This is a genomic window from Streptomyces sp. CB02056 (assembly GCF_001905545.1).
Taxonomy (GTDB): domain Bacteria; phylum Actinomycetota; class Actinomycetes; order Streptomycetales; family Streptomycetaceae; genus Kitasatospora.
Window position 1 is genome coordinate 1 of record NZ_LIPD01000026.1, and the last position, 19,510, is coordinate 19,510.

Genomic DNA, 19,510 nt, shown 5'->3' on the forward strand with positions numbered 1-19,510 from the left:
GACGCCGCCGAACAATTCTTCAGAAGAACCCCCATCCGGGACCCGGATGGGGGTTCTTCGCGTTTTCAGACTGTCTCATCGGTCGGTGTCACTTCCTCCACTCACAGGTGGTCCTAGGTCTACCTCGGTTTTGGGGTGCCATGGCCAGTGTGGGTGATGGACGGTTCGTGAAGACTGATGGAGGACGATCGGTACCGGCATCAGGAGCTTCCCGTGACAACAGTGAGTCGTACGAGCGGCGCGTCCGTACGTGCTCAGGCCCAGGCGGCCTTCAAGGCCGGCGGTGAGGGGCTGGCGCGGCTCGGTGTGGTGGTGTTGGCCGCGGTGCCGGGAGTGGTGCTGCCGGTGGGCGCGGCGATCTGCTCGGGGGCGGTCACGGCCCGGCTCCTGCAGTCGTACGACCTGGGCGTCTTCCTCTCGCTCCTGGTGGCAGCGACGGTCGGCGCCGTGGTGGCCGCGGCCAGCATCCGCCGTACCGCGAACCGCACCCGCGGCCAGCTGGAGCGCTGGTTCGGCATCCGGCTGCCGGCGGTCTACGAGCCCCGGCCGGAGCTGGAGCTGGACGGCCGGGGGCACTGGTGGACGGGCTACACCTACCACCGGTCGCGGACGGTGGCGAAGTACGTCCAGGTGGTCCACTGGGGCCTGCGGGACCGGACCACCCGCGCCGAGCTGCTCTGGCTGCTGGCGAACCCGTTCCTCGTGGTGGCCCTCGCCGGCCCGGTGGCCGTTCTGCTCGGGCTGGGCGTCGCCTACATCCTGGCCGGGCCGGTGCCGGCGGACGGGTTCGGCCCGTTGAGCAGCCGGATGGTGGCCGTCCTGCTGAGCGCCGTGCTCGGGGCCGCCATGATCGTCGCGGGCATACTCGCGGCACCGTACGCGGTGCGGGGGTACGTGGAGGCCGCCCGCCGGGTGCTGGACCAGGACGGCCGGGCGACGAACGCCCAGCTGACCAGGCGGGTGGCCGAGTTGACCGAGACCCGGGCGGACGCGGTCGGCAACCAGGCCGCCGAGCTGCGGAGGATCGAGCGGGACCTGCACGACGGCGCCCAGGCGCGACTGGTCGCGATCGGGATGACGCTGGGCACCATCGAGCACCTGATGGACACCGACCAGGAGGCCGCGCGGGAGCTCCTCGCCGAGGCCCGCCAGTCCTCGGCCCGGGCCCTCCAGGAGCTGCGGGACCTGGTGCGCGGCATCCACCCCCCGGTGCTCGCCGAGCGCGGGCTGGGCGACGCCGTCCGGGCGCTGGCGCTGGACAGCGCCCTGCCGACCGAGGTGTGCGTGAGCCTGCCGGACCGGCCGCCGGCGCCGGTGGAGGCCGCCGTGTACTTCAGCATCTGCGAGCTGCTGGCCAACGCGGCCAAGCACTCGGAGGCGGAGCAGGTGTGGGTGGACATCCTCTACCGGGCCGGCTTCCTGCGGGTCACGGTGACGGACGACGGGGTGGGGGTGGCGGACCCTTCGCGGGGGACCGGACTGCGCGGGATCGAGAAGCGATTGGGTACCTTCGACGGTGTCCTCTCCATCGACAGCACGTCGGGCGGACCCACCACCATCACCTTGGAGTTGCCGTGCGAGTTGTCCTCGCCGAGGACCTCTACCTCCTTCGCGAAGGCCTGATCCGGCTGCTGGAAGCGCACGGCTTCACCATCGCCGCGGCGGTGGAGACCGGGCCCGAGCTGTTGGACGCGCTGCTGACCCACCGGCCGGACGTGGCCGTGGTCGACGTCCGGCTGCCCCCGACGCTCACCGACGAGGGCCTGCAGGCGGCGCTGAAGGCCCGTCGGGAGATCGCGGGCCTGCCGGTGCTGGTGCTGTCGCAGCACGTCCAGCAGCTCTACGCGCGGGAGTTGCTGGCCGACGGCACCGGGGGGATCGGCTACCTCCTGAAAGACCGGGTGTTCAACGCCGGGCAGTTCATCGACGCGGTCCGCCGGGTGGCGGCGGGCGGTACGGCGATGGACCCGGACGTGATCGCCAAGCTGATGCAGACCACCTCGCGCCGGCCCGGTCCGCTGCTGCGGCTCTCCCCGCGCGAGCGCGAGGTGCTGGAACTGATGGCCGAGGGCTGTTCCAACTCGGCGATCGCCGCCCGCCTCTCGGTGAGCGACGGCGCGGTGGCCAAGCACATCGCCAACATCTTCGGCAAGCTCGAACTCGCCCCCGACGAGGACGCCAACCGCCGGGTGCTGGCGGTGCTGACCTACCTCAACGGCACGGCGGGGCAGACCGGCTGACGATCCAGCGGCGCCTCCGCTCCGACCCCGCGTGGTGCCGGTCGCCGGGGCCCGGGCCGCCGCACTGTGACACCCCAGGCTGTGGGCACGCTAAACACGTGTACGAGTAAACTCCGGTGAGCCGAGCCCGGAGGTTGCCCAGCCGTCCGGCGGCCCGACCAACGGAGTCCGGCGGCCCGACCAAACGGGACCCGGCAGCCGAGGCAGCGTACGGCAGCAGCCGACATCCAGGGGTTGATAGACGTAATGGCACGCCCAACGCTCACCAAGGCCCATCGGGGCCTGCTCGGCCTGGTCGCGGCCGGTGCCTTCATCATCTCGGGCATCGGCTTCGCGGGTTCGTACAACGCGGTGCGCGACCTGGCCGAGCAGAAGGGTTTTGGCGCCTTCTCCTACGCCTTCCCGATCGGTGTGGACGCCGGCATCGTCGTGCTCCTCGCGCTCGACCTGGTGCTGACCTGGCTGCGGATACCCTTCCCGATGCTGCGGCAGACCGCGTGGCTGCTGACCGTCGCCACCATCGCCTTCAACGCGGCCGCCTCCTGGGGCGACCCGCTGGGCATGGGGATGCACGCCGTCATCCCGGTGCTCTTCGTCGTCGTGGTCGAGGCCTCGCGGCACGCGGTCGGCCGGATCGCGGCGATCACCGCGGACCGCCACATGGAGTCGGTCCGGGTGATGCGCTGGCTCCTCTCCCCGGTGCCGACCTTCCGGCTCTGGCGGCGGATGAAGCTCTGGGAGCTCCGCTCCTACGACGAGGTCATCCGCCTGGAGCAGAACCGCTTGGTCTACCGGGCGCAGCTGCGCTTCCGGTACGGCCGCGGCTGGCGCCGCTCGGCACCGATCCAGGCGCTGCTGCCGCTCAAGCTCGCCAAGTTCGGCGTGCCGCTGGACCCGGCGCTGCTCGACCGGCTCGACGACGACGGCCGGGCGCGCGACGTCAAGGAGGTGCCGGCGGAGCAGGAGACGCCGGGGGTGGCCCCGCAGGAGAACCGCGTCGCCGCGGCCATCGCCCCGGCCGCCGAGGCCCACGCCCAGCAGCCCCCGCACCCGCAGCAGGCACCGCAGGCCGTCCAGCCGGCCGCCCCGCAGGTCCAGCACGCCCAGCAGGCCCAGCCCGACCAGGTCCAGGGGCAGCCGCAGGCCCAGCCCGAGCAGCCGCAGCCGCAGGCGCCCGCTGCCGTCGCCCCGCTGTCCGCCGAGGTCGCCGCGCCGATGCTCGCGAAGCTGGCCGCCGTCCGGCTGCGGGCCGCCCAGGAGCCGGACGCGGCGGCGGAGGCCGCCCCGCAGCCGCGCGGGGAGGAGCTGAACGTCTGGACCGAGCGCCCGGTCCGCACCACCGGCCACCCGACCGACGCCGCCCCGGGCGGTCGGGTGCCCGGGCAGGCCTCGCCCTGGTTCAAGCCCCCGCGCCCGGTCGCCGAGGAGCCCGCCCCCGCCGCAGCCGTCGCCCCGGGCCCGGCCCCCGTGCCCGCGCCCGGTCCGCAGGCCCAGCACCCGGTCGGCCCGCAGCAGCGGTCCGAGCAGTTCGAGCAGCCCGAGCAGCCCGCCGAGTTCGCGCAGCCCGCCGAGCTGGCGCAGCCGGTCCCGGCCGCCGAGTCGGCCCGCGCCGAGCAGTCCGCGTTCTCCCCGGCGCCCGCGCGCCTCGACCCGGACGTCGCCTACGCGGCGCTCGTCTCGTACATGGACGCCCACAGCCACCAGCCCGACCCCCAGCGCCTCGCCGACTGGCTGACCAGGGAGTACGGCGTCACCGGCAAGGGACCGGACGGATCGGTCCACCCCAAGGAGGTCGCCGACCTCTACCCGGAGCTGAACGAGCGCTACGCCGCCGCCGGGCGGGACTGACCGCCGCCGCCACCGTCCAGGGCTCGGGCGGCCATTGACGCCCGATCCCGCCGGAGCTACCTTCGCCTCAACAAACTGTTGAAGGGCTGGTTCGGCATGGGGAGTGCGGATGACACGGGTCGGGGTCGACGGAAACGGGCCGGCGGACGGGGCCTCCTTCTCCACCGGGGCCCGCGCCGCCGTGGAGACACTGCTCGCCCCGGTCGACGCCGATCTGGCGCGCCGTTACCCGGGTGAGCCCGGGACCAGGCAGCCGGTGCACACCGTCTACGTCCCGGCCGACGCCTTCGGCGCCGACACCGTGCGGGAGTGGGGCCGCCGGGCCCTGGAGGCCTTCGACCGCCACGCCGCCACCCCCGCCGAACTGGCCCGAGCCCTCGGCGTCGCGGACGACGCGCTGCTCGCCGACGTGCACGCCCGGGTCCGCGCCAAGCTGCAGCGCGAGCCGGTCGAGGACCTGCGGATCGACTTCGAGGACGGGTACGGACCCCGCCCCGATGTCGAGGAGGACGCGGCCGCCGTCCGCGCCGCCGAACTGGTCACCGCGGCGGTGGCCGAGGGCGGCGCCCCGCCGTACCTCGGCATCCGGACCAAGTGCATGGAGGCCGCCGTCCGGGCCCGCGGCATCCGAACCCTGGAGCTGTTCCTGGCCACCCTGCTGGCCAACGGCGGGCTCCCGGAAGGCCTGGTCCTGACCCTGCCCAAGGTGACCTACGCCGAGCAGGTCACCGCGCTGGTCCGGCTGCTGGAGGACTTCGAGGGCCGGGCCGGGCTGCCCGCCGGCCGGATCGGCTTCGAGATCCAGATCGAGACCACCCAGGCGATCCTCGGCCCGGACGGCCGGGCCACCGTCGCCCGGATGATCGAGGCCGCCGAGGGGCGCGCCACCGGCCTGCACTACGGCACCTTCGACTACAGCGCCGCATGTGGCGTCAGCGCGGCCCACCAGAGCATGGACCACCCGGTCGCCGACCACGCCAAGGCGGTCATGCAGGTGGCGGCCGCGGGCACCGGGGTGCGGCTCTCCGACGGTTCGACCAACGTCGTCCCGACCGGCTCCACCGAACAGGTGCACGCCGCCTGGAAGCTCCACCACGGCCTGGTCCGCCGCTCGCTGGCCCGCGCCTACCACCAGGGCTGGGACATGCACCCGGCGCACCTGCCCACCCGCTACGTCGCGGTCTACTCCTTCTACCGCGAGGGCCTGGCGGCCGCCGCCGCACGGCTGGCCGCGTACGTCGCCAAGGCGGGTGGCGACGTGATGGACGAGCCGGCCACCGCCCGGGCGCTGAGCGGTTACCTGCTGCGCGGACTGGACTGCGGCGCCGTCGACCTCACCGAGGTCACCGCGCTGACCGGCCTGGACCGCGGGCGGCTGAACACCCTGGCCGGCCGCTGACCCGTCCGCGTCCGACAGTCGGGTCCCGGCCGTCGATCCTCCGGCTCGGCCGGTTCCCGGCCCCCGGCCGTTGATCCCTCCCGTCGTGCGCCAACTAGGCTGGCGGTGCCGCCCCGGTGTCCCGGGGCGCGCGCCGTCAGCCTTCACCGTCCTCGGGAGGACCCCCGCGCCATGTCCGCCACGCCGGAGCCCACCGCCAGGCCGTACCTCACCATCCGGCGGGCCGGCAGCCACGAGACCGAGATCAAGAAGTCCCGGTTCATCTGCCACCTCGCCCGGGTCACCGACGAGGAGGGGGCACAGGCCTTCATCGCGGGCATCCGCAAGCAGTACTGGGACGCCCGGCACAACTGCACCGCCTTCGTGGTCGGCGACGAGCAGCGCCGCGAGCGCTCCAGCGACGACGGCGAACCCGGCGGCACGGCCGGGGTGCCGATGCTGGAGGTGCTGCGCCGACGCGGGCTGACCGACACGGTCGCCGTGGTCACCCGGTACTTCGGCGGGATCAAGCTCGGCGCGGGCGGCCTGGTGCGGGCGTACGGGAACGCGGTGTCGGAGGCGGTGGACGAGGTCGGCCTGCTGGAGCGCCGGCCGGTCGCGCTGCTCGCGGTGACGGTGGACCACGTCAGGGCCGGGCGGGTGGAGAACGACCTGCGGGCGGCCGGGTACACGGTGAGCGACCTGGCCTACGAGGCCGCCGGGGTGCGGATCGAGGTGGGGGTGCCGGAGCCGGACGTGGCGGACTTCCACACCTGGCTGGCCGAGGCGACCGGCGGTACCGCGGTGGCGGTCCCGGCCGGCCGCACGTACGTCGAGGTGCCGGTCTGACCCGAGGTGCCGCTCTGGTCGCCGGGGCGGGGGGTAGCTCCTGGGCCCCGGGGGTCGGACGATCCGTCGGACGGCCCGTGACCGGCCGTTTCCCGTAGCCCAGGCCCCGCGCCACGCGGAAGACCGCTTGAGCAGATTCACCCGAACGTAGTGTCGTAGCCCGGAGTTGGAACTTCCGCTCCGGGCCGTGGCGTTTCCTGGGCAAGGCTCCGGCAGAACCGGACGAAACCATCGATGGAGGACACAGGACCCCACCCCGCACCACGGAGGTATGCGCATGACCTCGGATCGATCGACCTCGAATTCCCAGTCCGCGACGAACCCGACCTCGAACCGCCCCACGAGCCACTCGACGAACCACCCGACGAGCCGTCCGACCTCGAACCATCCGATCGCGAACCGCCCCGCCCCGAACCGCGTCCGCTCGCACGCCGCCGCAGACCTGCCCGGTCCCCGCGGCCCCGCGACGCCCTACCGGATGACGGTCACCACGGCCCTCTCACACGCCGAGGCCGTCGCCCTGGCCGACGAACAACTGGCCTGCTGGCTGAAGCAGGAGGGCTTCGAGGAGCCCCCGCCGGCCCACCGCGCCCCCGCCGAGCAGGGCACCGAGCCGGCTCCCACCGCCGAGCGCCTCCGCCTGGGCGAGCGCGTCCTGCTCGACCGCGACCAGGGTCCGCTGCGCGGCGGCCCGGGCGCCGGGCGGTACGACCGCCGCCGCCTGCGCACCCCGGCCCCGCACGGCACCCAGCAGCTCACCCTCACCGTGGCCACCGGTTCCGACGGCCCCACCTGGGTCCGGCTGGAGGCCGAGACCCACAGCACCGGCAGCGGTGTGCGCACCCCGTGCCGGGTGCCGGTGCCCGAACTCGCCCGCACGCTCCTCCCGCTGCTCGACGCCACCGACGGCCCGACCGTCGTGCACTCCGGCCCCCGGGTGATCACGGCCGACGAGGTCGACGCCCTGATCGACGAGCTGTGCGACCCCGAGCGCAGGCTGCCCACCGTGGTGGCCAGCGTCCCGGTGAACCTGCCGCTCGACAGCTGGGTGCGGGACGTGGTGGCCCCGCTCTGCCAGCAGCTGCCCGGCCTCGCCACCGCCTACGTGCTGGACCCCGGCGCCCGCACCGGGTTCAACGTCGCGCTGGAGTACCACACCGTCTACGGCGGGGCGGTGCGCACCTACCTGCCCGAGGTCGACCCGGCCTCCCGGCAGGACAGCGCCCGACATCCGGTACTCGCCCGGGGCCGAATAGAAGAGGACCTGCGCCGCGCCGCCGGGCTGCTCGCCCGCGAGCCGCGCCGCCTGGCCGCGGAGCAGCCGCTGCCACAGCCGCTGGCGGCCGTCCCGGTGCTGCGCGTCCCGCCGCCGCAGCTCCGCCGGGACGCGGAGCAGGCAGCAGAACGGACCGTGGAGCCGAGCGCGGATCAGGCCGTCGTGCAGGTGGCCGAGGAGACCGTCGAGCAGGTCGTCGAACGGACCTCCGGCCCGGCCGCCCCGTACCAGGGCGTGGAGCTGGCCGCGCTCGCCCGGGAGGAGCAACAGGACCGCGCCGAGCAGCAGGCCAGGGCCGACGAGCTGGAGCGGGTCCGGCACACCCTGCGGGTGGAGCGCCGCGAACACCGGGAACGCGGCCAGGGCCGGGAGGGCCGCGACGGCCGGGACGTCCGGGAGGGCCGTCTCCGCTCCGGAGCCCGCGCCCTGACCGGGCGCCACTGCGTGGCACCGGGCGGTGGACCGGTCGGCGGGCCGCACTCCGTGGTCCAGCCCCCCGACGGCTGCGGCACGCCCGACACCTTCACCGAACTCATGGCCAGACTGGGCGAGTTCCCGCTGGTGACCTTCACCGGTGACCAGAAGGTCGCGCTCGCCCTGGACGAGCTGCAGTGCGCCGGCGCCGGCTGGGCCCGGCTCGCCTGGGACGGGCTGACGGCACTCCAGGAGTACGCCGAGGCGGCCGTGCGCGGTGCGGCCGGCGGGGACTTCAAGCAGTGGTGCGAGCGCACGCCCGAGGGCTGTCACCGCTTCCCGCCCCGCAAGGCGGTCCGCGGGGAGTCCCGGACGGTGTTCAGCCACACCAAGTGGAAGCGCGAGCGGATGCTGCCGGTGCCGGAATGCGTCGACTCCTCCCGGCGCGCGTTCATGGGCGCGCACCTGCGGATCGGCGGCGGCCGCACCGCGCCCCGGCTGCACTACCTGGACGACTGCTCCGGCAGCGGCCGGATCTACGTCGGCTACATCGGCCTGCACCTCACCAACACCCGGACCAACTGAGCGGCTTGGCTGACCGCCGCGCCCGTTCGGGGGACAATGTCCGGCAGGGGCGGGCCCACAGGTTCGCCGATCGCCCCGGGCAGGCGCCGGACGAGCATGGGGGAACGACGACCGATGCAGGACTCAGCAGACGGCCAGTCCGACGGAACCGCCACCGTCCAGTTCCCCCGGCCGGGCTTCCTTGCCTCGGTCTTCCGCGACCTCGGAGCCGAGAACGGCCAGGAGCCGGACGGCGCCGCCGCCGACCGCCCCCGTGGCGGTGTGACCGGTGACGGCCCGTCCGGCGACGGGCCGACCGGTGACAGACCGACCGACAGCGGACCCACTGGCAACGGGCGCACCGACAACGGCCCCACTGGCAACGGACCGACCGGTGAAGGACCGTCCGAGCCCGGCCCCGGCGAGGCCGACCCGGACGAGGCCGTGGCGGCGCACGCCCGGGCCGCGACCCTGACCCACCACCGCACCCGCGCCGTCCAGGCCGAGCACGACCGGCTGGCCGACCTGCTGCGCCGCGCCGCGCTGCCCGTCTCCGCCATGGACTTCGAGAGCCAGCTGCGCCACTACCAGCCCCGCCCCTACCCGGCCGACGGCCCCGGCGGCGGCGCCGAGGAGGAGTCCGAGCCCCGCTGGCAGGACTTCGCGCCCGCCGAGCCGCCCGTGGCCGACCCGGAGGGCGGCCCGTCCCGCCGGCTGCTCGACTCCGGCTACCAGCGCGAGCTGGCCCAGGCCCGGCTCACCCACCAGCGCGCCCTGCGCGAGTGGCGCACCCGCCGGGCCGAGGCCGGCAGCCCGGCCGCCGACGAGTCCCGGCGCGCCCACGAGGCGGCCGAGGAGGCCCGGGCCCGCGCCGTGCGCGAGTACAACGAGAGCCTGGAGGAGTGCCGTCGGGCCTACCGGCTGGCCGAGCCGGCCGCCGTGGAGTCGCTGCTGGAACGGGCGCTGGCCGCCGCCGAGACCGCCACCCAGGACCTGCCCGCCCCCTGCCGGGCGGTCTTCCGCCCGCTCACCCGCACCGCCGTGCTGGACCTCGACCTGCCGCCGCTCGACCTGGTGCCCTCGCTCGCCGGCTACCGGCTCGCCCCGGACGGCGACATCCTCCCGGTGCCGCGCCCGCCCGCGGACCGGGCCACCGACTACCTGCGGCTGGTCGCCCGGCTCGCCCTGCGGGCCCTGCAGGCCGCCGATGCCGTGGACACCGACGAGATACTCGCCGGCGTCGTCCTCAACGGCTGGCTGCGCGATCCCGCCGCGGCCGAGCCGCTCTGCCTGGTCAGCGTGGACGCCGACCGAGACGCACTGGCCCGTACCCGGCTGCTGCCGCCGGGCACCCCGTACGAGGAGCGCGACGACGAGGGCGTCTACGCCGACGCCGAGCAGGACGAGGCCCTGGTACGGCTGCGCCAGCTCGGCGCCGCCGTCACCCCGGACCCGTACGACCGGGCTGGTGTCCGGCCCGCCGCCCAGGCCGGGGCCACCGTGCCGGCCGCCGCCGACCTGTCCGCCAACGAGTTCGCCCAGCTGGTGCGGGACCTGCTGACCCGCGGCGGGATCGCGCAGTGGAGCGTCCGGCTGCGCGGCCCGGCCGGGCTGGTCGCCACCGGCGAGGGCGCCCCCGGCACCTCGCTGCCCGGCCGCTGGGTGGTGTGGGCCTCCCGGGACACCGGGTCGATCGGCGCCGAGCAGATCGAGACCCTGGCCGAGGCGGTCGGGGAGGAGTCCGCCGAGCGCGGCCTGCGGCTGACCACCGGCCGGTTCACCGAGGAGGTGCTGGACCTCACCGCCGAGGAGGGCCGCCGGCACATCCACCTGATCGACGGCGACGGCGTCCGCGAACTCGCCCACACCCACCTCGGCCTGCCGCTCGCCACCGGCGGCTGACCCGCCGCCCGCTCGCCACATCAGCCCTGCTCGGCAGCCTTTGCCCACCGCCCCGTCCCGGCGGGTCGGCCCGTCTCCGGCCTCACCCGAACGGCCCATCCGTCGGGCGCCCCGGCAGGTCCGGGCCGAGGCTGGGGGAACGGCACCCCGGCCCCGGCACCCCCGGGTGATCACCGTCGAACGGGCGTCCGGTACGGTCGGCGGTCGGCCCGGCCACGGGCGGATCCCAGGGGGAGAGGAATGGGCAGAGCGCTCGGCGCACCACCCGGCGAAGGCCCCGGCGACTCGGCCGGACCTGTGAAGGAGCCGGACCGATGACCGCGGTACTGGTCGCCGCCGCGGCGTTCCTGATGACCCTGATCGGCGGTTTCGTCGCCCAGCGCACCCGCGACCGCCGCCACCTGGTGCTCGGCTTCGCCGCCGGACTGATGCTCGGCGTGGTCGCCTTCGACCTGCTGCCCGAGGCGCTCCACCAGGCGCCGGGCGAGGTGCACGGCGTGCCGCAGGCGCTGCTGCTGTTCGCGGCCGGCTTCCTCACCATCCACGTGATCGAGCGCGCCGTCGCGATCCACCGCGGCCACGAGGGCGAGTACGCCGCGCACTCCCACGGCCACCACCACGGGGACGCCCGCTCCGCCGGGCACCAGGGCGTCGGGCTGACCGCCGCACTGGCCCTGGTGGGGCACAGCGTGATGGACGGCTTCGCGATCGGCGCCGCCTTCCAGGCGGGCACCACGGTCGGCACGGTGGTGGCCATCGCCGTGGTCGCGCACGACTTCGCCGACGGCTTCAACACGTACACGATCACCCGCCTGTACGGGAACAACCGGCGGCGGGCGCTGACCCTGCTCGCCGCGGACGCGGTGGCCCCGGTGTCCGGCGCGGCGATCACCCTGGCGTTCACCATCCCGGGGCACCTGCTCGGCCTCTACCTGGGCTTCTTCTCCGGCTTCCTGCTCTACCTGGCGACCTCCGACATCCTCCCCGAGGCGCACAGCCCGCACCCCTCGCGCAGCACCCTGCTCTGCACCGTGGCCGGGGTCGGCTTCATGTGGCTGGTGATCGGCTTCGCCGGCTGAGGCCCGCACCGGTCCTCGCCCTGGTCCCAGCCCCGAGACCGCGACCGGGACCGATCAGCCCGGCGGTCGGGCGACCGGCCGCCGCGGCCCTCAGCCCGGAAGCCGCCCCCAGCACTCCCGCATCGAGGCCAGCGCCTCGGTGATGGCCGGCCGCCGGGAGGCCTGGGAGCGCCAGAGCGCGAACACCCGGCGGCCCGGCTCCGGCGCCACCCGGCGGGCCGCCACCCCGGGCGGCAGCGGGCCCCGCCCGAGCCTCGGCACCAGGCCCATCCCCAGACCGGCCGCGACCAGCGCGATCTGCGTCTCGAACTCCCCGACCTGGTAGCGCACGTCCGGTTCCTCGCCGGCCTCGCGCAGGGTGCGGACCAGCCAGTCGTGGCAGATGTTGCCCGGTGGCACGCTGATCCAGCGCTGCCCGCACAGCCGCTCCACCGGCACCGGGTCGAGCGCGGCCAGGTCGTCGTCGGCGGGCAGCAGCAGGTCCACCGGGTCCGTACCGAGGTCCATCCGGGAGACCCCCTCCTGCACCGGCAGCGGCACGGTCGGCCAGTCCTGCACCAGCGCCAGGTCCACCTCGCCCCGGGCCACCAGCTCGGCCGCCGGGTACGGGTCGCGCTCCAGCAGCCGGACGTCCAGCTCCGGGCAGCGCCGCCGCAGGTCGGCCAGCGCCCCGGGCATCAGTCCGCGGGCACCGGACGGGAACGCGGCCACCAGCAGCCGCCCGACGGCCTGGCCGCGCTGTTCCTCCAGCCGCACCTCGGCCTGCTCCACCAGCCCCAGCACGGTCTGCGCGGTCACGGCCAGCTCGCGCGCCGCGTCGGTCAGCACCACGCCGCGGCCCTGCCGCTCCAGCAGCACCGTCCGGGTCTCCCGCTCCAGCTTGGCGATCTGCTGCGAGACCGCCGAGGGCGTGAAGCCGAGTGCCGCGGCCGCCCCGCCGACCGAGCCGTGCACCGCCACCGCGTGCAGCGCCCGCAGGCGCCCCAGGTCCATCATGCAGCGATACTAAAGCGTCCTCTTCAGAATTCATCGCTGGTGCTGAACGGTCCGGCGCCACCATGCTCGACCCATGACCGCGACAACCGCCGCCGCTGCGAGCGGCCGGAACAGCATGAGCAGTACGGGCAGCACGACCGGCACGGGCGGTACCGGCGGCCGGGGCGGCATGAGCCCCCGCCACATCGCCCTGGCCGTCCTGGTGGCCGCCGTCTGGGGCCTCAACTTCGTCCTGATCCACGTCGGCCTGGACAACTTCCCGCCGCTGCTCTTCTGCGCCCTGCGGTTCGCCGTCGTCGCGGTGCCGGCGGTCTTCTTCGTCGGCCCGCCCAAGGTGGCCTGGCGCTGGGTGCTGGCGGTCGGCGTGGTCCTCGGGGTGGTCAAGTTCGGACTGCTCTTCCTCGGCATGCACGCCGGGATGACGGCCGGGCTCTCCTCGCTGGTGCTCCAGGGGCAGGCCGGCTTCACCGCGCTGTTCGCCGCCGTGCTGCTGCGCGAACGCCCCGGCGGGCAGCGGCTGGCGGGCCTGGCGGTCGCCTTCGCCGGCATCGCGCTGAGCGCCTGGGACCAGGGCGCCGGCGGCCCGCTCGGGGCCTTCGCCCTGGTCGTCCTGGCCGCCGTCGCCTGGGGGCTGGCCAACGTGCTGACCCGCAGGGCCGCGCCGCCGGACGCGCTGCGCTGGATGGTCTGGGTCAGCGCCGTCCCGCCGCTGCCGCTGCTGGGCCTGTCCCTGCTGGTCGAGGGCCCCGAGGCGGACCTGCGCGCCCTGCGCGACATCACTCCGGCCGGACTGGGGGCGATCGGCTACGTCGGGCTGGTCTCCACCCTGCTCGGCTTCGTCGCCTGGAGCTTCCTGCTGCGCAGCTACGACGCGACCGCCGTCGCGCCGTACTCGCTGCTGGTGCCGGTGTTCGGGATGTCCTCGGCCTGGCTGCTGCTCGGCGAGCGGATCAGCCCGACGGCCGCCGCGGCCGCGCTGCTGGTGATCACCGGGATCGGGATCACCGCGCTGCGTCCCGGTGCCGCTAGCGGCGTGGCGGCCCGGCTGCGAGGAAGCGGGCCTCGGCGGAGCGCAGCACCCGCAGCAGCACCTCCTCGTCGGCGGGGCTGACCTCGCCGAAGTACTCCTGGGCCACCTCGTCCCGGACCTGCCCGATCCGCTCCACCGCCGCCCGTCCGGCCTCGGTCAGCAGGATCCGCACCGCCCGCCGGTCGGCCGGGTCGGGGCTGCGCTCGACCAGGCCGGCCTCCTCCAGCGCGTCGACCACGGTGGTCGCCGAGCGCGGGGCGATGTGCAGCTTGTCGGCGAGGTCGCTCAGCCGCATCGCGTGGTCCGGCGTCTCGCAGCCGGGCACGTGGGCGAGCGTGCGCAGGGCCCGGGCCTGGCCGGGGGTGATGCCGTACGGCTCCAGCCGCCAGCCGGTCTGACGGCGGATCCGCTTGATCGCCCTGGTCATCGCGTCGGCCAGCTCGGCGGCGGTGCCCGGGGTGCCGGGCCGGGGGCCGGGGGAGGGGTCCGCCGGTTCGTCGGTCGGCGTGGTGGTCATCGGCGGTCTCCTCGGCTGGCGTCCGCCCAAGGGTAGCCGTCGGTCCGGGGCCCGTGGCGGGCGGCGGAAGACGATCGCGGAAATATGTTGAGCTTGGCTCAGTATCTGGGTTAGCGTTGCTCCCAAGTGAGGGAACCCTAAGTTCCCGTCCCCGACCAATGGAGGGCCCATGCCCCGCTCCGAAGCCCGCGTCGCCACCGACCGCCCGGGCCGTTACGCCAAGCAGCTCACCGCCCACATGGGGCGCAAGATCGAGGCCGTCTACTCCGAGGAGACCGGCCGCGGCACGATGGTCTTCGGCGCCGGCACCGCCACCCTGGAGGCCCAGCCGGACGCGCTGCTGCTCACCGTCGAGGGCGAGCGCGACAAGCTGCCCGGCCTGGAGGACGTCGTCGGCCGCCACCTGGTCCGCTTCGGCGCCCGCGACGAACTCGTCATCGAGTGGCACCGGGACAACGGCGAGCCCGGCCTGGTTCACCGCAACGAGGACCCCGAGGCCTGACCGCCCCCGGCACCCGGCCCGGGCAGCCACCGGGCCAGCGGCCACAGCACCAGGACGGCCAGGCACCCACTCGCCACCACGTCCAACAGCCAGTGGAAGTCGCTCCACACCAGACCCGCGCCCACCCCGAGCGACAGCAGCGCCGCACCCGCCGCCAGCCCCCGGGCGGCGCGCGGCCCCGCCACCCGGGCCAGCAGCAGCGCCGCCACCCCGTACGAGATCGCCGCGGTCGCGGTGTGCCCGGACGGGTACCAGCCCCACTGGCCCGCCGTCAGCGGCTCCCCGAGCGGACCGGGCCGGGCGAAGGCCGACTTCGCCGGGACCACCAGCAGCGGGATCAGCACCGAGGTCAGCGCCGCCACCGGCAGCGGCAGCCACCAGCGCCCGGCCCCGGCCCGGCGCCCCCGCCAGGCCGCCGACGCGCCGGCCAGCAGCAGCACCGGGACCGCCGGGACGCCGCCGCCCAGGTCCGACAGGAAGTGGCCGAGCCGGTCCAGCAGCGCGTCCGGGACGTCCCGGTGGGCCGTACGGACGGCCCGGCGGACCGAACGGTCCACGCCGAGCAGCGGCCCCTCCACCGCGACCTGCCAGGACACCACCACCAGCAGCACCACCGCCGTCACCGGGACGGCCACCGACCGGGCCGCCCGGCCCAGGACGACGGACAGCCGCCCCGGAGCAGGGGGGAGAGCTCCGGGGCGGCCCTGATGATCGCCGTTCCGTGCGCCCCGGGGGGTGTGGGTCGGACGGTCGGTCGATCGGCCTTCGGTGTGCGCCGGCCCTCCCGGGCCGACCTGGTCGTCCTCGTCCGGCACCCGCGGAACCGGCCCCGGAGGGGGCCCCGCGGACGGCCGCGCCCATGGCTGAGGCTCGCTGTCCATCTGCGATGACACTACGTCAACAGCCCTTCCGCGCCGAGCGCCTTCAGCGATTCCGCACACCATCTTCACCCTGCGCGGGGCAACCTCGGAGGCGCCCCGTCGATCATGCCCCGGCCGCCCGCGCGACGCGCCCGGACAACCGAACGGCCCGTGCGGACCAGAGGTCCCCACGGGCCGTTCAGCGCTGTCCGGACAACCCTCCGGAAGGGGGTTCACGACCTGACGGGCGACACCGCTCAGAGAGCGGCGAACGCGCCCTCCAGGATGTCCAGGCCCTCGTTCAGCAGGTGCTCCGGCATGACCAGCGGCGGCAGGAAGCGCAGCACGTTGCCGTAGGTGCCGGCGGTCAGCACGACCAGGCCCTCCGCGTGGCACGCCTTGGCGATGGCCGCGGTGACCTCCGCGTTCGGCTCCTTGCCACCCGGCTTCACCAGCTCGACGGCGATCATCGCGCCGCGGCCGCGGACCTCGCCGATGATCTCGTACTTCTCCTGCATGGCCCGCAGGCGGCCCAGCATGATCTCGCCGATCCGCTGCGCCTTGCCGTTGAGGTCCTGCTCCTTCATGGTCTCGATGGCACCCAGCGCGGCGGCACACGCCACCGGGTTGCCGCCGTAGGTGCCACCCAGACCACCGGTCTGCGCGGCGTCCATGATCTCGGCGCGGCCGGTCAGCGCGGACAGCGGCAGACCGCCGGCGATGCCCTTGGCGGTGGTGATCAGGTCCGGGACGATGCCCTCGTCCTCGCACGCGAACCACTGGCCGGTGCGGCAGAAGCCGGTCTGGATCTCGTCCGCGACGAACACGATGCCGTTCGCCTTCGCGAACTCCACGATCGCCGGCAGGAAGCCCTTGGCCGGCTCGATGAAGCCGCCCTCGCCCTGGATCGGCTCGATGATGATCGCGGCGACGTTCTCGGCACCGATCTGCTTGTTGATGGTGTCGATCGCCTGGGCGGCGGCCTCGGCGGCGGCGTTCTCCGCACCCGTCAGCCAGCGGTACGGGTAGGCGACCGGAACCCGGTAGACCTCGGGGGCGAACGGACCGAAGCCCTGCTTGTACGGCATGTTCTTCGCCGTCAGCGCCAGCGTCAGGTTGGTGCGGCCGTGGTAGCCGTGGTCGAACACCACGATGGCCTGGCGCTTGGTGTAGGCGCGGGCGATCTTCACCGCGTTCTCGACGGCCTCGGAGCCCGAGTTGAACAGCGCGGTGCGCTTCTCGTGGTCACCCGGGGTCAGCTCGTTCAGCTGCTCGGCGACGGCCACGTAACCCTCGTACGGGGTCACCATGAAACAGGTGTGCGTGAAGCTGGCCAGCTGCTCGGTCGTCCGGGCCACCACGGCCTCGGCGCTGTTGCCGACATTGGTCACGGCGATGCCGGAACCGAAGTCGATCAGCGAGTTGCCGTCCACGTCCTCCAGCACGCCGCCGTTGGCACGGGACACGTACACCGGCAGGGTGGTGCCGACACCGGCCGCCACCGCACCCAGCTTGCGGGCGTGCAGCTCCTGCGACTTCGGACCGGGGATCGCGGTGACCAGGCGGCGCTCCTGCGGGAGCGGCGTTGCGGCGCTCATGGGGTATCTCCAGACTTCTCGGCTCGGTGCTTCGCAGGCTACGGCCGCCCTCCCCACCCCGGCACGCGCCACTCGGTAGCAGTGCGCCGTCCGACTTGTCCGGCACGGCCAGCGCGGGTGGCGCGACTACCCGCAGGCCGCGCTCCACTACCCTGAGCGCGGGCGTGTCGCCGGTACGGCGGCATGGGTATGGCGGCACCGACGGCGGTCGGGCCGGGCGGGCGGGCGAGGGAACGGGACCGTACATGGCACAGGACGGGGCACACCACGGCGAGCGCACCACCACCAGACCCCCGACCCCCCTGCCCCACCAACGGCCCGCGGCGGGCACCTCCTCCTTCGACCTCGCGGCCTGGGCCTGCGCCCCGCGCCCCGACGCCGACCCGGGCGTCTACCGGCTCGGCTACCGCCGCGTCGACCCGGAGCGGGCGGAGGCGGCCAAGGTCGCGACCTGGCCGCTGCTGCTGCGGGCGGGGCTCAACGCGGTGGTGGCGTGGTTCGCCTTTGTCTACGGCACACAGCTGGTGCTTCACCTGATCGTGATCACCGTTTGGGTCGAACACCCCAGCGAGACCCTTGTGACCGTCGTCGGGCTGTCGGTGAACGTGCTGGTGGCCGCAGCCGTCATCAAGATCTTCGGCCGGATGGGCCGCTGGCCCGAGGTGTGGCGCCGTTACGTCGCGCCGCTGCTGTCGCGCACGGTGACGGAGGAGCAGCCCGTCGAGGAGGACGCCCCGGGGGCGGTCGAGGCCGTGCGCGGGCAGGACCCGTGGGACGGGCTGCGCCGGGGCGGTGCGGCCGAGGCGGCCGTCCGGCTGGAGGGCGAGGCCGTGGGGGACGTCGACTACGTGCGGATCCGGCGCGCCTGGGAGTCCGCGCAGGCGGACCCGGTGTTCGTGCCCGCCTTCACTGAGCAGGTGGCCAGCCGCGGCGCGGCGGCCTTCGCCCATCCCTCCGAGGCGCGCGAGCTGCCCGGCCGCGCCGAGCGGCACGATCTGCTGCTCGGCCAGGTCCGGCTCGGTACGGCGCAGGACGTCCCGAAGAATCCGCTGGGCCACCGGGCGGCCGGTTTCGCGCTGGACCCGGCGGTGCTGGGCACCTCGCTGCTGGCGGTGGGTCCGGCGGGGACGGGGAAGACGGCGCGGCTGGCCCGGCCGGTGGCCGAGGCGCTGTGCCTGCAGGCGCTGTCCGGTACGGCCTGTGCGGTGGTGGTCGGGGCGGCGGACGCCGATCTCGGCCCGGATTCCTGGTACGACGTGGTGATCGCGCCCGGCGACCCGTCCTCGCTGTACGGGCTGGACCTCTACGGCGCCGCGCGGGACCCGGACGAGGCGGCCGCCCGGTTGGCCGAGGCGCTGCTGCCGGACGAGCTGACGGCCCGCGCGGAGCATGCCCGTACCGCGCTGCAGCAGGTGGTGGGCCCGTTCCACGCGGCGTACGGCCGCTATCCGGGGGTGCGGGAGCTGCGGGCGCTGTTGGCGGGTGAGCCGGACGTGCTGGCGGCGCTGGTGAAGGCGCTCGGCGTGGCGGGCCGACTCGCCGTCCACGAGCGGGACCTGGAGTACCGGGAGCGGCAGCGCGACCGGGCGGACGACCCCGGGGCGCTGCTGGCGGACCGGTTGGCGCTGCTGGAGCGGCCCGCCTTCGAGGGCGCTTTCGCGACCGACGGCACCGGTCGGCCGCCGTTCGCGATGCGGGTGCTGGACCACCCGCTGCGGGTGCGGGTGAAGCTGCCGGAGCGGAGCCACCCGGAGGCGGCGCGGATGCTGTCCCGGCTGGTGGTGGGGCAGTTCGTGCAGGCGGCGGGGGCCCGCGAGGACCGTTCGCTGTTCGCGGGCCTGGTGGTGGACGACGCCTCGGCGGCGCTGGACGCCGCCGCCGTGCGCGGGCTGCAGCGGATGCGCGGGGCGAACGCGGGCGCGGTGCTGCTGCTGCGGACGCTGGTGGACCTGCCCGAGGCGTTGCGGGCGCCGCTGTTCGGCGCGGTCGGCTGCCGGATGGCGTTCCCGGGGATCGCGCCGTGGGACGGGAAGCTGTTCTCGGAGGCCTGGGGGACGCACCTGGTGCAGGAGACCGCGGTCACCCACACCCCCGACACCTCCGGTGGGGTGATACGGCGGGCGGGGCGGGTCGGGCGGAAGGCGCTGTCGGGGACGACGGCGCAGACGGAGTCGGTGACGACGCGGGATGTGGAGCGGTTGCGGTGGTCGCCGTCGGATCTGGCGCACGCGTTGCCGGCGGGGCATGCGGTGGTGTCGTTGACGGCGGTGTCGGGGGAGCAGGTTCCGCCGCTGCTGGTGGACCTCAGGGGCTGAGGGCGGGCGGCGGGGGAAGTCGCCTTCGAGGTGGATTCGGCAGTGCGGGTTGTCCGGGGCGTCCATAATGAAGGGGAGAGACCCTCACCAGTCCCACGTCCCTCTCCTCGCCCGGCCGCAACGGCGCGGTCAGGTCGATCCT

Annotated in this window: 15 protein-coding genes; 11 read left to right on the forward strand and 4 right to left on the reverse strand. The window is 74.8% G+C overall.

Going from position 1 to position 19,510, the window contains the following annotated elements:
- Positions 1 to 213: 213 nt before the first annotated feature.
- From AMK13_RS39595 to AMK13_RS39630, 8 genes are all read left to right on the forward strand, one after another.
- Complete coding sequence (locus AMK13_RS39595; RefSeq protein WP_241853231.1) at positions 214 to 1,623, forward strand: sensor histidine kinase; 1,410 nt, start codon at positions 214 to 216, stop codon at positions 1,621 to 1,623.
- Positions 1,575 to 2,240, forward strand: coding sequence for a response regulator transcription factor (locus AMK13_RS39600; RefSeq protein WP_049659962.1), 666 nt, complete (start codon positions 1,575 to 1,577; stop codon positions 2,238 to 2,240). Before AMK13_RS39595 ends, AMK13_RS39600 begins: the two co-directional genes overlap by 49 nt.
- 246 nt (positions 2,241 to 2,486) lie before the next feature.
- Positions 2,487 to 4,088 carry a DUF2637 domain-containing protein gene (locus AMK13_RS39605; protein ID WP_074006395.1) on the forward strand — a complete coding sequence of 534 codons (1,602 nt, stop codon included), beginning with the start codon at positions 2,487 to 2,489 and terminating at the stop codon, positions 4,086 to 4,088.
- A 109-nt stretch (positions 4,089 to 4,197) separates the two neighbouring features.
- Complete coding sequence (locus AMK13_RS39610; protein ID WP_107418987.1) at positions 4,198 to 5,487, forward strand: DUF6986 family protein; 1,290 nt, start codon at positions 4,198 to 4,200, stop codon at positions 5,485 to 5,487.
- 171 nt (positions 5,488 to 5,658) lie between these two features.
- The gene (locus AMK13_RS39615) at positions 5,659 to 6,315 is read left to right on the forward strand and encodes a YigZ family protein (protein ID WP_049659555.1); all 657 of its coding nucleotides are present in this window, start codon (positions 5,659 to 5,661) and stop codon (positions 6,313 to 6,315) included.
- Between the two features lie 478 nt (positions 6,316 to 6,793).
- Positions 6,794 to 8,590 (forward strand): hypothetical protein, encoded by a 1,797-nt coding sequence (locus tag AMK13_RS39620; protein ID WP_143204766.1) that lies wholly within the window; start codon positions 6,794 to 6,796, stop codon positions 8,588 to 8,590.
- A gap of 114 nt (positions 8,591 to 8,704) precedes the next feature.
- Positions 8,705 to 10,471 carry a restriction endonuclease gene (locus tag AMK13_RS39625; protein ID WP_074006397.1) on the forward strand — a complete coding sequence of 589 codons (1,767 nt, stop codon included), beginning with the start codon at positions 8,705 to 8,707 and terminating at the stop codon, positions 10,469 to 10,471.
- A 314-nt stretch (positions 10,472 to 10,785) separates the two neighbouring features.
- Entirely contained in the window at positions 10,786 to 11,550 is a 765-nt protein-coding gene (locus AMK13_RS39630; protein ID WP_049651307.1) for a ZIP family metal transporter, read from the forward strand.
- Between the two features lie 90 nt (positions 11,551 to 11,640).
- Here the strand turns inward: AMK13_RS39630 and AMK13_RS39635 are convergent, their stop codons facing one another.
- On the reverse strand, positions 11,641 to 12,546 hold the full coding sequence (locus AMK13_RS39635) for a LysR family transcriptional regulator (RefSeq protein ID WP_049651306.1): 906 nt from the start codon (positions 12,544 to 12,546) through the stop codon (positions 11,641 to 11,643).
- Between the two features lie 169 nt (positions 12,547 to 12,715).
- Here AMK13_RS39635 and AMK13_RS39640 point away from each other — a divergent pair, with 169 nt between their 5' ends.
- Positions 12,716 to 13,657 carry an EamA family transporter gene (locus AMK13_RS39640; protein ID WP_074006416.1) on the forward strand — a complete coding sequence of 314 codons (942 nt, stop codon included), beginning with the start codon at positions 12,716 to 12,718 and terminating at the stop codon, positions 13,655 to 13,657.
- Here AMK13_RS39640 and AMK13_RS46245 read toward each other — a convergent pair.
- Positions 13,572 to 14,093 (reverse strand): MarR family winged helix-turn-helix transcriptional regulator, encoded by a 522-nt coding sequence (locus tag AMK13_RS46245; RefSeq protein WP_049651305.1) that lies wholly within the window; start codon positions 14,091 to 14,093, stop codon positions 13,572 to 13,574. The genes AMK13_RS39640 and AMK13_RS46245 overlap by 86 nt on opposite strands.
- Before the next feature lie 169 nt (positions 14,094 to 14,262).
- Here AMK13_RS46245 and AMK13_RS39650 point away from each other — a divergent pair, with 169 nt between their 5' ends.
- Positions 14,263 to 14,595, forward strand: a complete 333-nt coding sequence (locus tag AMK13_RS39650) for a DUF2218 domain-containing protein (RefSeq protein ID WP_049651304.1) — start codon at positions 14,263 to 14,265, stop codon at positions 14,593 to 14,595.
- On the opposite strand, the gene AMK13_RS39655 is transcribed toward AMK13_RS39650, so the two are convergent.
- Positions 14,568 to 15,230 (reverse strand): phosphatase PAP2 family protein, encoded by a 663-nt coding sequence (locus tag AMK13_RS39655; protein WP_241853232.1) that lies wholly within the window; start codon positions 15,228 to 15,230, stop codon positions 14,568 to 14,570. The genes AMK13_RS39650 and AMK13_RS39655 overlap by 28 nt on opposite strands.
- Before the next feature lie 482 nt (positions 15,231 to 15,712).
- Complete coding sequence (gene gabT, locus AMK13_RS39660) at positions 15,713 to 17,053, reverse strand: 4-aminobutyrate--2-oxoglutarate transaminase (protein ID WP_049651302.1); 1,341 nt, start codon at positions 17,051 to 17,053, stop codon at positions 15,713 to 15,715.
- Between the two features lie 245 nt (positions 17,054 to 17,298).
- On the opposite strand from gabT, the gene AMK13_RS39665 reads away from it, so the two are divergent.
- Complete coding sequence (locus AMK13_RS39665) at positions 17,299 to 19,368, forward strand: hypothetical protein (protein WP_074006398.1); 2,070 nt, start codon at positions 17,299 to 17,301, stop codon at positions 19,366 to 19,368.
- Positions 19,369 to 19,510: the final 142 nt, after the last annotated feature.